Origin of the sequence: Solitalea canadensis DSM 3403, assembly GCF_000242635.2 — a bacterium.
Classification (GTDB): Bacteria; Bacteroidota; Bacteroidia; order Sphingobacteriales; family Sphingobacteriaceae; genus Solitalea; species Solitalea canadensis.
This window is the reverse complement of the sequence record NC_017770.1, coordinates 3,865,995-3,880,462: the sequence shown is the minus strand read 5'-3', so window position 1 is coordinate 3,880,462 and position 14,468 is coordinate 3,865,995. Positions and strand designations below refer to the sequence as shown.

Here is a 14,468-nt window from a genome sequence, read left to right as displayed (position 1 = left end):
TTCAATTGAATCGGGGCTTTTTTGTACTACATTTCCTATACGGTAATAGCTATTTTTCAATAATTGATTGCCTGTTGCCTTAAAATTGAGTTTCTTTAGGCTGTTTAACTCTAATCAGTCTGCTCATACATAATGGATACAAGAAGAGATTTTCTTAAGAAAGCTGCATTGCTATCAGGTGCGGCCGGGATTACCAGCGTATTACCTTTATCTATTCAAAAAGCCTTAGCAATTAATCCGCAAGAAGGGAGTACTTTTCTTGACGCCGAACACATCGTGTTATTAATGCAGGAAAACAGATCATTCGATCATTGTTTTGGTACCCTTAAAGGAGTCCGAGGATTTAATGACCCCAGAGCAATAACGCTACCGGACAAGAATCTTGTATGGTTCCAAACCGACAAAGACGGCAAAACCTATGTGCCCTTCCGAATGGATATTAAAGAATCAAAGATTACATGGATGAGTTCTCTGCCTCATTCCTGGGAGAATCAGGTTGATGCAAGGAATGAAGGTAAATATGATAAATGGTTGGATGTAAAACGCTCAGGTGGTTATCCTGATATTCCGATGACGCTTGGATATTATACCCGGGAAGATATACCTTTTTATTATGCATTGGCCGATGCTTTTACCGTATGTGATCAGCATTTCTGTTCTTCTTTAACAGGAACTACCCCCAACCGACTTTATTTTTGGACAGGCACTTTAAGAGATAAACAAAGTGTTGAAGGGAAAGCCAATGTTTGGAACTCAGACGTGGAATATGAAAATGAAGCCAACTGGACGACTTTTCCTGAGCGCTTGGAGGAAGATGGAATATCTTGGAAAATTTATCAGAATGAAATAAGTGTAGGAGTTGGATTTAGTGAAGATCAGGATGTTTGGCTGGCAAATTTTACCGATAATCCTATTGAATGGTTTAAGCAATACAATGTTCGGTTTTCTAAAGCTCACCTTGATTATTTAAAACAACGCGAGATGCAACTTCCTGCAGAGATTGCTACGTTGGAGGCCAAGATGAGTTCATTGTCAGAAGTTGAATTAACTGAAGCAAAGAAAAAGCTGGAGCAAAAGAAAAAGGCTCTTGTTAAAATAGGAACGTCTAACGCCAAATGGAATCAGGCTGCTTATGAGTTGCTTTCTCAATATGAAAAGAACCTGCACGATAAAGCATTTACGACTAATAATGGTGATCCGGATTACCATCAAGTAGAAACATTAAACTATCATGAAGATGGTGTGGAGAGATTGGTGAAGGTTCCCAAGGGAGACGTTTTGCATCAGTTTAGAGAAGATGTTAAAACAGGAAAGTTACCAACGGTATCCTGGTTAGTTGCTCCTCAGCACTTTTCTGATCACCCTAGTTCACCGTGGTATGGTGCATGGTACGTTTCGGAAGTGATAGATATACTGACACAGAATCCGGACGTATGGAAAAAAACAATATTTATCCTTACGTATGATGAAAACGACGGCAGCTTTGATCATATTCCTCCTTTTGTAGCTCCAAATCCAACGGATAGAGACACTGGCTTTACCTCTGAAGGAATTAATAATGGTGTTGATTATGTAACGTTAGAACAGGAATTCAGAGATGGAAGAAGTAAAAAAGACGCTCGTCAGAGTCCGGTTGGACTTGGATACCGTGTGCCATTTGTGGTAGCATCTCCCTGGAGCAGAGGAGGATGGGTTAATTCAGAAGTATTTGACCATACTTCGGTTTTGCAGTTTCTGGAAAAGTTTTTAAGTCATAAAACGGGCAAGAGCATTAAAGAAACTAATATCAGCAATTGGCGGAGAACTGTTTGTGGTGATTTAACTTCAATTTTCAGGCCTTATAATGGAGAAAAAATAACGTTACCACCATTTGTTGACAAGGTTCCGTTTATTGAAAGTATTAGCAATGCTAAGTTTAAAGAAATACCTAAGGGATTCAGGGAGCTAAGCACAGAAGAGATTGCAAAAGCTCATCAAAATCCATTAGCAGCTGAATTTATGCCTCGTCAGGAGAAAGGTACACGACAATCATGTGCGTTGCCTTATCAATTATACGCAGATGCAAAACTAAGTAAGGATAAGAAAAGTGTGGAGGTAACATTTGCTGCAAAGAATGAAATTTTTGGTCAGTTATCCGCAGGTGCTCCTTTTAATGTATATGCTCCGGGAAATTATCGTTCTAATAAACAGTTAAATTTTGAGTCGGTGAAAACCTGGGCTTATGCTGTTAAATCAGGAGATGAGATAAATAATTCATGGGCGCTGCACAATTTTGAAAAGGACCAGTATTTTCTCAGAGTGTATGGTCCGAATGGCTTTTTCAGAGAATTTAAAGGAAATGAAAGTGATCCAGGTATCGAAATACAATGTGAGTATAGCAGAAACAGATTTAATAATAAAAAGCTAACGGGAAGCATTGATTTAAAGATTGCAAATCTTGACAAAACACGTAAATACTCCGTGTTAATTATAGATAATGCATATAAAAATCAACCGATTAAGAAAGTAATTGATGCAGCTGCAACTCCGGAAAGCATTGCACATATAAAACTTGATTTAGTTCAAAGTTATAACTGGTATGATTTCAGTGTAAAGATTGAGGGATTTGATGTTTTCGAAAAACGCTATGCAGGTCGGGTTGAAACTGGGAATGATAGTTATAGTGATCCCTTGATGGGAGGTATGATCTAATTTTTGCTCTTCAGAATAGGGCGTTGATCGCTAAAATATAGCTTTTTGTATATTTTACACTAAGTATCTATATATGAGCAATTCCCTGTTTTAATAAAAAATTAGTTTTAATGAAAAAATGACAATAAACATGATATTGTATTGATAAATTAATAATAATTATTAATTTGCGTTTGCAATACAATCTTACAATCGAGATGGAACACTTGAGTGAAACGCTACTAAACGACCTACATTTTGTTAAAGAGCGAATGGGTAATTCATTCCATGATCTGGAATTTATTCTGACCTGTTTAAAAGAGGTAATCGAAGAAAGTGGCGACAAGGAATTGGCTGCTTTTATTCCCTGGATCCAGGATGAAACTCCTGTGGGAGTGGATTTCACAACCAAGCATATTCAATTATATTCCATGGTTTTCCATATGCTCAATCTTATTGAGGTAAATGGAGCTGTTCAACACAGAAGAAAGAAGGAAAGTGATAAGCTTTCAAGCGCTAATGGCTTATGGGCTCAAAAATTGCATTTTCTGAAAGATGAGGGGTTTGATGCGAAAACCATCGCACAAAAGCTTCATTCTATTAAAATTGAACCGGTTTTAACTGCACACCCAACAGAGGCTAAGCGGATTACAGTTCTTGAACATCATCGTCATTTATATCTGTTATTGGTTCAACGTCATAATTCAATGTTTTCTGATCAGGAACAAGAGCAGATTCGTGATGAAATAAAGCTTATTTTGGATACATTATGGAGAACAGGGGAGATTTACCTTGAAAAGCCTAATGTGGAGTCTGAACTAAGAAATGTTCTACACTATTTAACCAACGTTTTTCCGGAGGTATTACCTATTCTTGACCGTCGCCTTGAACAGGCTTGGGTTGATGCAGGTTTTGCTCCAGAGATGATCGAAGATATCAGAAATCGCCCAAAAGTATCTTTCGGTAATTGGGTTGGTGGTGATCGCGACGGTCACCCTTTAGTAACAGACCAGGTTACAGCTGAAACGCTGAAAACTTTGCGTTTAAATGCGTTTGTTGTTATTCGTAGATCATTGCTGGAACTGTTACGTAAGTTAAGCTTTACCTATACTTTTGATGAAGCAGAACCTGCATTGCAGCAGCGTATGCTTGAAATGCGTGCTGTTTTAGGTAAGGAAGGTGATGAAGCGTTCTTTAGAAATTCTGGAGAAGTTTTCCGCCAGTTCGTTAATCTTTGCCTGGCAATGTTACCTGTAAAGGTTAAACGTAATCACCTTATTGAACTAAAAGATGTAGAGGTTGGGTATACGTATTCGACTGAACTTTTAGAAGACTTAGTGCTTTTACGTGACTCCATGATTAAATATGGGGCGAAACGTGCGGCATTAGGTTATTTAAATAATGCGATCAGAGTTGTTGATACATTCGGATTCCATCTTGCAAAACTTGATGTTCGTCAGAACTCAGCATTCCATGATAAAGCAATTGATCAGTTATTACAAGCAAGTGCTTTGCATGGTGATAACTATGCTGATTGGTCGGAAGATCGTAAACTGATGTTTTTAAATTGTGAGCTTCAATACAATCGCCCTTTTGTACATCCTTCGATCAAATTGGAGGATAATGCAAGTGCTGTTTTAAAAACATACGATGAATTAGCAAATCATGTGGGTAAATATGGCCCTGCTGCTATCGGTTCATTGATTGTAAGTATGACCCGTAGTGTCTCAGATCTACTGGCTGTATTTCTTCTGGAGCGTGAGGCCGGTTTGTCGGAGTTCACCACAGAAGGACTGGTTTGTCATTTACCAGTTGTTCCTTTGTTTGAAACCATTGATGACCTTGAAAATAGCGTTGCTATTATGGACACATTCCTGGCTCATCCTGTAACTCAACGTAGTTTAGAATACCAACGCAGCCAATCAGACGAAACTGATCTTGTACAGATGGTAATGGTGGGTTATAGTGATAGTAACAAGGATGGAGGTATTCTTGCTTCACAGTGGGCCTTATATAAAGCTCAGTATGCTTTGTCTGAGATTGGTCGTAAGCATGGTGTTCGTATCCGATTCTTCCATGGAAGAGGAGGGTCTGTAAGCCGCGGTGCGGGTCCAGCAAATTGGTTTATCCAGGCATTGCCTCATTCATCATTACAAGGAGACCTGCGAGAAACGGAACAAGGTGAAACTATTGAGCAGAAGTATGCTAATAAAATGAATGCCAGCTATAACCTTGAGTTATTGTTAGCAGGAACGGCAGCTTCAAGTATTGCACAACAACAATCAGAACGTAAGCCTCATCCTTTACAAGATATTTTTGAGTGGATGGCAACGGAAAGCTGTGAATTCTATGGGCAGTTTATCCACAATCCTAATTTCATTCATTTCTTTAGCCAGGCTACACCAATAGATGCCATTGAGTCTAGTCGCATCGGGTCGCGCCCTGCACGTCGTACAGGTGAGCGAACTTTAGCTGATTTGCGTGCAATTCCTTGGGTATTTAGTTGGAATCAAACTCGTTGTAATATGACCAGTTGGTATGGTGTGGGCTATACTTTGGAAAAATTATTTACGGAGAAATTCGATCAGTTTTTGAAGTTAAAAGATGCCTTGAGCAGCGATGCTTTGGTCCGTTACGTATTCACTAATGTAGAGTCATCGCTTGATTCTACGGATGAAGAAATCATCAAAGAGTATGCGGATTTAATGACCAATATTGAAGCTCGTGACGAGATTCTTGCATTATTACTTGAAGAATTGCATCGTACTCGTTTAATGTTTGCGAAACTTCAGGATCGAACTTTTGAAGAACGTCGTAAAAGCCGTCATTATTCAACTCAACTCCGAGCAGTTGCTTTGAAACCTTTACATCAAAGTCAGATTCGTTTGTTGAAGCAATGGAGAACGATGAAACAAAACGGCGCAAGCACAGTTGAAACGGAGGATACATTAATAACCTTACTTACTTCAATTAACGCGATTGCGAGTGCACTGGGTACAACTGGATAAACTCTTTTTACATTGATTAGGATAGGGCTGTCATTTATTGACAGCTCTTTATTATTTACAAAAAAAAGACCTGTTTTTGCAGGTCTTTTTTGCTTATTGTTGTTCAGGAACAAATTTTAGTGATATGGAATTTACGCAATAGCGATCACCCGTTTCTGTTGGGCCATCATCAAAAATATGGCCGAGATGTCCACCGCAATTCGCACATAAAATTTCAGTTCTGATCATTCCATGACTTAAGTCCTTATGGTATTCTACAGTACCGGGAATCGCTTTGTCAAAGCTTGGCCATCCGCAGTGACCGTCAAACTTAGTCCCCGACTCAAAGAGTTTGGTTCCACACGCCGCACAAACATAAGTGCCTTTTTTATAAAAATTATTGTATTCGCCGGTAAATGGACGTTCTGTTCCTTTCTGGCGTAAAATAGCATATTGCTCAGGAGTGAGTTCCTTTTTCCACTCTTCTTCGGTTTTCTGAACTTTATAACTCATCTTTTTTTCTGTTTTAGGATCCGTATTTTTACTCTGTGCACAGGCTGTAAAGCTGATTGCGGAGAAAGCTATAGCAAAGCAAAGGGATAATTTAAAGATATTCATTGTGCCGTCTAATTTGTTTTCAGCTACACTTACGAAACCAATTTGGCTATGGATTTGTTTGATAATAAAAGTTATAAAAATATTACAGTGTGCTATTTTGCCAGTTGAAGTTCCTTGAAGTTTTTAATCGCCTCTTTTAATTCAGGATTGTTTTTAATTTCCTCTTTAGCAGCTTTATATCCTTGTTCAAAAATGTCGTCAGTTCGCTTTACATGAAAAAGACTTATTGATCCAAGTCCTTTCGGCTCAATAATAACATTACACAGTCTTTTCTTGCTTTCTGTTCGTGAGTTTAGGCTGATGACAACAGATCGTTCAATAATATTTTTGATGCCTGTTACAGAGTCAATTTTTTCCAAATGATTGCAGCAGGAGCCGATAATAAAATCACAATCATCCATGATAACTTCCACCGGAAAATTATCAAGTATTCCACCATCAACATATAATTTCCCATCCATTTCGATGGGTTTAAAAACCGCAGGAATACAACTTGAAGCTTGCACGGGAGCTATTAATTTTCCAGAAGAGAAATAAGCTATTCTTGCGTTGCCTAAATCAGTTGCAGCAACTACAAATGGTATCTTTAATTCTTCAAATGTTGCAGGCAGAAATTGATCATAAAGAATACTGGTATTTTGTAAGGAAAGAAGTCCGAAACCTTTGATAACCGGTTTTATATACCTGAATAAACTGGTTACTTTAAACGCATTAAGGATGAAATCAGGTTGATAACCATTGGCTAAAAATGCCCCCACAATTGCCCCAGCACTGGTTCCTGAGATTTTTGAAAAAGTCAAACCCTCTTCATAGAGGGCCTTAACCACACCTAAATGAGCAATTCCCCGAATTCCCCCTCCCGACATTACTAATCCGATCTTCATAATATATTGTTCATGGGTCATAGTTCATAGATCATAGTCACTATGAACCATGATCTATGAACTATGACCTTATTTCGGTTTATACTTCGATTCTTTAAGTATCTTTTGACTATCAGCTTCGCTCATTAACTGTGCCAGAGTAACATCCGGATTCTCGTCCATGTACTTGCGTACAATTTGCCATCCTAACCAAACTCCCAACATTGGAGCCGAGTCATTGTTTAAGCCAGAGGTAAAAGGAGCATCATTTAAATATTTAGCATATTTAAGCTCATCTGTCGAATATAATAACCCCTGACCTAAAAATTCTGTCCATACATCAGCTTTATAAGTATTACACCACTCTAATTGTTTTTGCGAATAGCCAATTTTTACAGAATCAGGCGAATCAGGTAAAACCCTGTCCATAAAATATAACAATTTGCCTTGATAGATCATGCGATGTAACAAGGTTTTATCAGTTTCGTCAAGTTCAAATAACTGTTGAGCAAAAGCCTTCAACGCTGTTGAAGTAATGTGATCCTTGTTTAGTTTACGTTGAATAAACGTTGGAAAGTTCACGTTTTTAGATTGGTAAAAGCGATATCCCTGCCCCATGTAAAGATCAAGTTCTATTGCTAAAGTATTATTTACCGTACTGGCACCTAATTGAAAATCTGCTATATAGCTTACCACTTGAGGTACTTTTCCCTGAGGGAAATAATATTTATAATATTTAAATGCATCCGTTAACTGTTTTTCAACGTCTTTAAGATCAGGATACACAGAGTCAACGTCATGTTTCAATAGGTTGAAATCATGATTTGACTTAATCATTTTAATTAATTGAAGATTGTTAGTATCAACAGGATCGGGGTTTCGCAAAATATTTCTGAAATAGATAGCATAGAAATCAGGATATTTGGCCCTTAATTTTTGTGAAGCCTTTAAAAGGTTGGACGTATCTGCCTTAAAAAGATCTTGCTCAAAACGATCGATTTTGATGTTTAAATCAATGTCGGCAACATCGGGATGTTTTTTATCGTTAATACAACTAACCATTACGAATAATGGCAAATAAAAGAGTATCTGCTTAAGTCTGATTTTAGGCATAATAAAATGTGGCTCTAATGCAAAGCAAAGTTATCATTGTAAACGTCATTAACTTTATTTTAATCCATGAATAAGAAAATTATCTTAATAGCAGCTTTCATATGTTTTAGTTTAGCTTCAAAAGCACAGAATTTTGATTTGGGCTTAAAAGTTCATCCATTATTTGGATGGTTAGTTCCTGAAGAAGGAAAAAGCAATGGTGCAACAACAGGATTTTCTTACGGTTTGATGGGCGATTTTTATCTAAAAGAACGATATGCTTTCAGTACGGAGTTTGCCTTAACAACAATGGGTGGTTCTATAAAGCAAGGCGATTCACAAAATGGAGAGGAAACAGAATATAAACTCAAGTATGTAGAGATCCCCATTTCGTTAAAATTAAAAACCAATAAAATCGGTGAGGGGCAATTATATGGCCAGTTTGGGTTTGTTCCGGGAATAAAAGTTGGAGCAAAAATTAGTGGCACAATTACTGAGAATGGCGTTTCCAGAGATTATGATAATGAAAGTATAAGTAGTAACATTAATCCTTTCAGACTTTCTTTATTGATAGGAGGAGGCTATGAATATTATATAGATAATTCAACACGTATCACCGCAGGTTTAAGTCTCAATAATGGTTTTACAGATGTGTTTTCGGCGGGAGAGGCTAAGAACTCCTATGTGGCTATAAATCTGGGGATATTCTTTTAAAGGGTAATTACAATCTTTAAGTAGGGCTAAGGTTCGATAAAGAATCTTAGCCCTTTTAATTGAATGAAAACCCTACGATAGGGTATAAATGGTAACGTTTATTTAAAATATCCGGATTCCCTTTCGATGTTTCTAAAGCTTAATGCAAAACATTTATCTTTGTTTTACCATATCAAAGTAAAACAATTATAGTATGAAAATCGCACTTGCGCAGTTAAACTATCATATCGGTAATTTCGAATCAAATACAAGTAAAATAATAGAGGCAATTCGTAAGGCGAAAGCTCAGCAGGCCGATCTGGTAGTATTTTCTGAACTGGCAATTTGTGGTTATCCGGTACGTGATTTCCTTGAATTTTCAGAGTTTATTAAGCTTTGCGATTTGGCTGTAGATAAGATAGCAAAAGAAGCCAAAGATATTGCTGTAATTGTTGGTGCTCCATCAGTAAACCCGAAGCTCGAAGGGAAAAATCTTTTTAATTCTGCCTATTTTATTGAAAACGGAAAGGTTAAAGTTAAAGTTAACAAGACCTTATTGCCAACCTATGACGTATTTGATGAATACAGGTATTTCGAACCTAATACAGAGTTTAAGGTCATAAATTTTAAAGGCCATAATATAGCCTTAACTATCTGTGAAGATCTTTGGAATGTTGATGAAGATCCATTATATGTAAATGCTCCGATGGACGAACTTATTCATCAGCAACCCGATTTGATGATCAATATTGCAGCTTCTCCATTTGATTATCATCACCGTGAAGATCGTTTGGAAGTACTTTCAAGTAACTGTGAAAAATATAATCTGCCCTTGATTTATGTAAATCATACAGGTGCACAAACCGAGTTAATTTTTGACGGAGGCTCTTTAGCCCTGAACAGTAAAGGCCAAATTGTTGAAGAACTGGATTATTTTGAAGAGGACTTCTCAATAATAAACTTTAATAGTGAAATTACTTCGCCTGATCAGAAGGGAAGTGCAATTGTAGGAGAATGGCAAAATGAAGATAATGATAAGATTATTGATATTTCAGCCCATTCAAAAATTGAAAGGATCTATAATGCATTGGTCCTGGGAATAAAAGATTATTTTCAAAAGTCAGGTTTTACAAAGGCCACATTAGGGATGTCGGGAGGTATTGACTCAGCGGTGGTTTTAGCTTTAGCTTGTGAGGCCTTAGGAAAAAACAATGTTTTACCTGTTTTGATGCCCTCTCAATATTCAACAGGACATTCTGTAGAAGATTCGTTGACAATGATAAATATATTGGGGTGTAAACACGAGATTATTCCGATAAAAGATGTTTTTGATGTATTTCAAACTACGTTATCACCGCAATTTAAAGATTTACCTTTCAATCTTACCGAAGAAAATATGCAGGCGCGTATACGAGGTGTATTGTTAATGGCAATGTCGAACAAGTTTGGATACATTCTGCTTAATACATCTAACAAGAGTGAGAATGCCGTTGGATATGGAACGCTTTACGGTGATATGTGCGGAGGTTTGTCGGTAATTGGAGATGTGTATAAAATGCAAGTATTTGCGTTGGCAAGATACATCAATAGAAATGGAGTGATTATTCCTAAGAATATCATAACCAAAGCACCTTCTGCAGAACTTCGACCTGATCAAAAAGATAGCGATTCTTTACCTGATTATGATGTATTAGATAAGGTACTTTATCAGTATATTGAGTTACGCAAAAGCTCTAATGAAATTATAGCCTTGGGATTTGACGAAGCCTTAGTAAAGCGAATTCTCAAACTTGTGAATACCAATGAATACAAGCGTCATCAAACTCCTCCAATTTTACGTGTTTCACCGAAAGCTTTTGGCGTCGGAAGGCGCATGCCGATAGTAGGAAAATATCTTTCCTGAGTCTTTGATTATTCAAAAACTCTGATTTTCAGGTTTTTAAAATCTATTTTAGAAAGTGTATTTTTTACAACAAGAACTTTCAAAAACGATAATAATAATTAAATTTACCGCTCACACAAACACAAATTTATGGAAAGATATCTTGGTATCGATGTGGGGGGAAACCATGTAAAAACCGGAATCGTTGACAAGGACGGAGAAATTCAGGACTTCAAAAGTTTTGAAACGGCTGAGTTAAGAAAAAATGGCCGTTTCGTGGAAAATTTATTAGATCGAATCGTTTACCGATTGATCAATCATAAAGGCATTAATAAGATAGGCATCGGTTTGCCAGGTACAATTACCAAAGACCGCTCTACGCCTATAGAGATTACTGCAATTCCTGAAATTAATGGCGTAAAACTTCAGGAGGCGTTTCAAAAACGTTTTCCTGATATGGACATTTTTCTTGAAAACGATGCGAATGCAGCTGCTTTAGGTGAGTTGCATTTTGCAAAAAAAACAATCCCAGGTACCTATGGCTTTATTACCTTAGGTACAGGTATTGGTAGTGCGGCAGTGATAGATCGTCGTATTTTCACTGGCGGCGATGGTAACGGTTTGGAATTGGGACATATCCCTTCACGAAATGACAAAACCCTTGAGCAAAATATCGGCAAACAGGGAATCATCAACCTTATCGGACAACGTCTGGATGAGTATTCAGGCCCAACACTTATTTCACGCGAAGAGCCCATTTCTGCAACAAAAACAGTTCTTGCAGCAAACTCCGGCGACGAATTTGCGAGAAAGGTGTTTTTTGAAGTAGGAGAGATCTTAGGCGAAGGTCTGGTGTCGTTTGTCCGTATTATGGATATAAAAACGATTATTATTGGTGGTGGTTTATCTGCTGCATACCAATTCATTGAGCCTGGTATCAAAAAACAACTTCAATATTATCTTACTCCTTACTATCTGAAAGCAATCGATATTCGTCTTGCTTCATTAGGAAATGATGCAGGCTTGTTAGGTGCTGCTTCGTTATGTTTTGATTAATTTATTTTAGGGATTACACCGATTAAAAGTGATTACATCAATTTAAGTAATCTGCTTTAATCGGTGTAATCTTTTGTATTATTTCTTTGCCTTTCCTATAAATCTCCAAAGCAGCGATAATATGATAAATCCGGCTGCAAAAATACTCGCTAATACAGCTATAAAATCACCATGCCTGCTATAAAAAGTGACAGTGGTATTTAAATTCAGATCTGCTTTTATTACAGCAGGTTTCCACCATTCTGTTTGCTTTATAATATCTCCGCGTTGATTAATAAAACATGAAATTCCGGTATTTGCTGAACGCGCTACACTGCGTCTTGTTTCAATTGCTCTTAATTTAGCATATATCAAATGTTGTTTATAACCCGGCGTGTTTTTCCACCAACCATCGTTTGTTATTACACAAATCAGCTGCGCATCTTTCCGCACATGGTCTGCCATGAAAGCTCCGAAAATAGATTCATAACAGATAGCGGGAGCTATACCAATACCACTCTGCGTATACAAAACCGGGTTCTGGTTATCTTTTCCATAGCCTCCTGATGTACCTCCCAAATCAATCACAATGTTTCCTAAAAAGCCGAGTAATGATGAGTATGGATAGGATTCAACACCGGGTACAAGTTTACTTTTATGATATACCTGAACTTTTGGAGAGTTTTCGATCAATAATCCGGCGTTGTAAACATCATAATATTTACTGCTTTGCTTGCTGTATCTTGCTGTTCCCGTCTTCTTATCATTATACCATTTAACTGTTACAGCTCCGGTAAGTATATTGCCGTTTTTATATTTTGACAGAAAACGCTGAATGGTTTCCACACTGCCGTCGTAAGGTAATTCATCTTCATGAACAAGTGGAATGATAGCTGTTTCAGGCCAGATGAAAAACTCAGTATTTGGCTGTCCTAATGAATCGGAAAGTTTGATTAGGCGTTCCAATTGCATTTCGGGCGGCAATCCATCAAATTTTTCAGAGAATGGGTTAACATTTGGTTGAACCACTACTACATTACTTGGATTTCCGGCCTCCTTATAATTTGTGTAAATCCATAAGGAAAATACGATAGGTATTGATATATGTAGTACAAATCGGATTCCAAGTCCAATAAGGCCTTTCAATGACGCCCCTTCTGCTTTTAGTAATGAAGCTTTTCGATAAATATGGTATAAAAGAACATTGGCTAGTAATATCCATAAAGAACCTCCAAAAACACCCGTGTACTCATACCACTGCACCAGTTGATGCCATTCCGCCAATCCATTGCCTAGAGTCATCCAAGGGAAGGCTAATTGCCATTCCTGATGCAAATATTCGTAACCAAGCCATGAACATATCAGTGCAAAAATTCCAATGTTTTCGCCAAAGTTTTTTCGGGTTCGATAATAAACCCAAAATGCGAGACTCATTAATAATGAACCCAATAACAATGGAACGCTAACAATACCGATTGCTCCTGCAACACCCAACTCTTGACCTGCATTATAAATCCAATAAAGGGATAAAGTATTCCAAATAAAGAATGCATAAAAGCTGTTGCGGAAAATCTTTCCTCCAGCTTTTTTATCATGCTTTACTTTGTCAGCATAGATCAATAATGGAACGAAAGCAAAGAATAATAAAGGAGTGAATTTTAATGGGGGCCATGCCAGCCATAATAAAATTCCTGTAAGAGTTGGTAGAAGTAAATTTTTTAATCTCGTCATGCTTAATATAAGTGTTTTTTCGATGAATAATGGTGTTGAACAGTATTACTCGTCGTCTTCATCATTGTCTTTATATTTATTCTTTTTTTCTCTGGCTTCTTTTCCGGCAACACAAATCACAAATTCTCCTTTTAACACATTGTTCTCAAAATGTGATATTATTTCTTTTAGCGATCCTCGAACATTTTCTTCAAAGAGTTTACTTATTTCGCGTGATGCACAGGCTTGTCGGTCGTTGCCAAAATACTCGGTGAATTCTTCCAGGGTTTTCAATAGTCGATGAGGGGATTCATAAAAGATTATAGTTCGGCTTTCAGAAACTAATTCCTTTAATCGGGTTTGGCGTCCTTTCTTTACAGGAAGAAATCCTTCAAAGCAAAAACGGTCGCATGGTAATCCTGAATTTACCAAAGCCGGAACAAAAGCAGTTGCGCCTGGCAATGTTTCAAGGGGAATTTCCTCTTTAATACATTCTCTAACTAATAAAAAACCAGGATCAGAAATTCCGGGAGTGCCGGCGTCACTAATTAAAGCAATATTTTGTCCGGCTTTTAAAAACTTTACCACTTCAGCAACGGCCTTGTGCTCATTATGCTGATGGTGAGAAAACATCTTTTTATCGATGCCATAATGTTTTAAAAGATTGCCTCCGTTACGGGTGTCTTCGGCTAAAACCAAATCGACTTCTTTTAAAATACGCAGTGCACGTAAGGTAATATCTTCGAGGTTGCCAACGGGCGTAGGTATCAGGTATAATTTTCCGCTCATGTTTTACAAAAGTAAGATTTAAGCAATAAATCCACTACAGCCTGATTTTTCTTTTGCGACATTAAAATGCATGCATTTTGTTAAAGCTACATTTCTGCATCAGCGCATTAATTTTCTATCTTTGGCTCA

The 14,468-nt window shown here is 37.4% G+C and carries 10 protein-coding genes; 5 read left to right on the top strand and 5 right to left on the bottom strand.

Annotation, left to right across the window (positions count from 1 at the left end):
- The first annotated feature begins 132 nt into the window (after positions 1-132).
- Complete coding sequence (locus SOLCA_RS16115) at positions 133-2,691, top strand: phosphocholine-specific phospholipase C (protein ID WP_014681524.1); 2,559 nt, start codon at positions 133-135, stop codon at positions 2,689-2,691.
- 197 nt (positions 2,692-2,888) lie between these two features.
- The gene (locus SOLCA_RS16110; RefSeq protein WP_042479983.1) at positions 2,889-5,678 is read left to right on the top strand and encodes a phosphoenolpyruvate carboxylase; all 2,790 of its coding nucleotides are present in this window, start codon (positions 2,889-2,891) and stop codon (positions 5,676-5,678) included.
- Positions 5,679-5,771: 93 nt separating this feature from the next.
- Here the strand turns inward: SOLCA_RS16110 and msrB are convergent, their stop codons facing one another.
- The 3 genes from msrB to gldB all read right to left on the bottom strand — a co-directional run bounded on the left by msrB (position 5,772) and on the right by gldB (position 8,251).
- Complete coding sequence (msrB, locus tag SOLCA_RS16105; RefSeq protein WP_014681522.1) at positions 5,772-6,275, bottom strand: peptide-methionine (R)-S-oxide reductase MsrB; 504 nt, start codon at positions 6,273-6,275, stop codon at positions 5,772-5,774.
- Positions 6,276-6,367: 92 nt separating this feature from the next.
- The gene (locus tag SOLCA_RS16100; protein ID WP_157604593.1) at positions 6,368-7,159 is read right to left on the bottom strand and encodes a patatin-like phospholipase family protein; all 792 of its coding nucleotides are present in this window, start codon (positions 7,157-7,159) and stop codon (positions 6,368-6,370) included.
- A gap of 69 nt (positions 7,160-7,228) precedes the next feature.
- Positions 7,229-8,251, bottom strand: coding sequence for a gliding motility lipoprotein GldB (gldB, locus tag SOLCA_RS16095; RefSeq protein WP_014681520.1), 1,023 nt, complete (start codon positions 8,249-8,251; stop codon positions 7,229-7,231).
- Positions 8,252-8,317: 66 nt separating this feature from the next.
- Between gldB and SOLCA_RS16090 the strand changes: the two genes are divergently transcribed.
- The 3 genes from SOLCA_RS16090 (at position 8,318) to SOLCA_RS16080 (ending at position 11,861) form a co-directional block, all read left to right on the top strand.
- Positions 8,318-8,944: a porin family protein gene (locus tag SOLCA_RS16090; protein WP_014681519.1), complete on the top strand. Its 627-nt coding sequence runs from the start codon at positions 8,318-8,320 to the stop codon at positions 8,942-8,944.
- 193 nt (positions 8,945-9,137) lie between these two features.
- Complete coding sequence (locus SOLCA_RS16085) at positions 9,138-10,826, top strand: NAD+ synthase (protein WP_014681518.1); 1,689 nt, start codon at positions 9,138-9,140, stop codon at positions 10,824-10,826.
- A 129-nt stretch (positions 10,827-10,955) separates the two neighbouring features.
- The gene (locus SOLCA_RS16080) at positions 10,956-11,861 is read left to right on the top strand and encodes an ROK family protein (protein ID WP_014681517.1); all 906 of its coding nucleotides are present in this window, start codon (positions 10,956-10,958) and stop codon (positions 11,859-11,861) included.
- A 78-nt stretch (positions 11,862-11,939) separates the two neighbouring features.
- On the opposite strand, the gene lnt is transcribed toward SOLCA_RS16080, so the two are convergent.
- Together lnt and rsmI are read right to left on the bottom strand one after the other, a co-directional pair.
- Positions 11,940-13,571 (bottom strand): apolipoprotein N-acyltransferase, encoded by a 1,632-nt coding sequence (gene lnt / locus SOLCA_RS16075; RefSeq protein ID WP_014681516.1) that lies wholly within the window; start codon positions 13,569-13,571, stop codon positions 11,940-11,942.
- Positions 13,572-13,616: 45 nt separating this feature from the next.
- The gene (rsmI, locus tag SOLCA_RS16070; RefSeq protein ID WP_014681515.1) at positions 13,617-14,339 is read right to left on the bottom strand and encodes a 16S rRNA (cytidine(1402)-2'-O)-methyltransferase; all 723 of its coding nucleotides are present in this window, start codon (positions 14,337-14,339) and stop codon (positions 13,617-13,619) included.
- Positions 14,340-14,468: the final 129 nt, after the last annotated feature.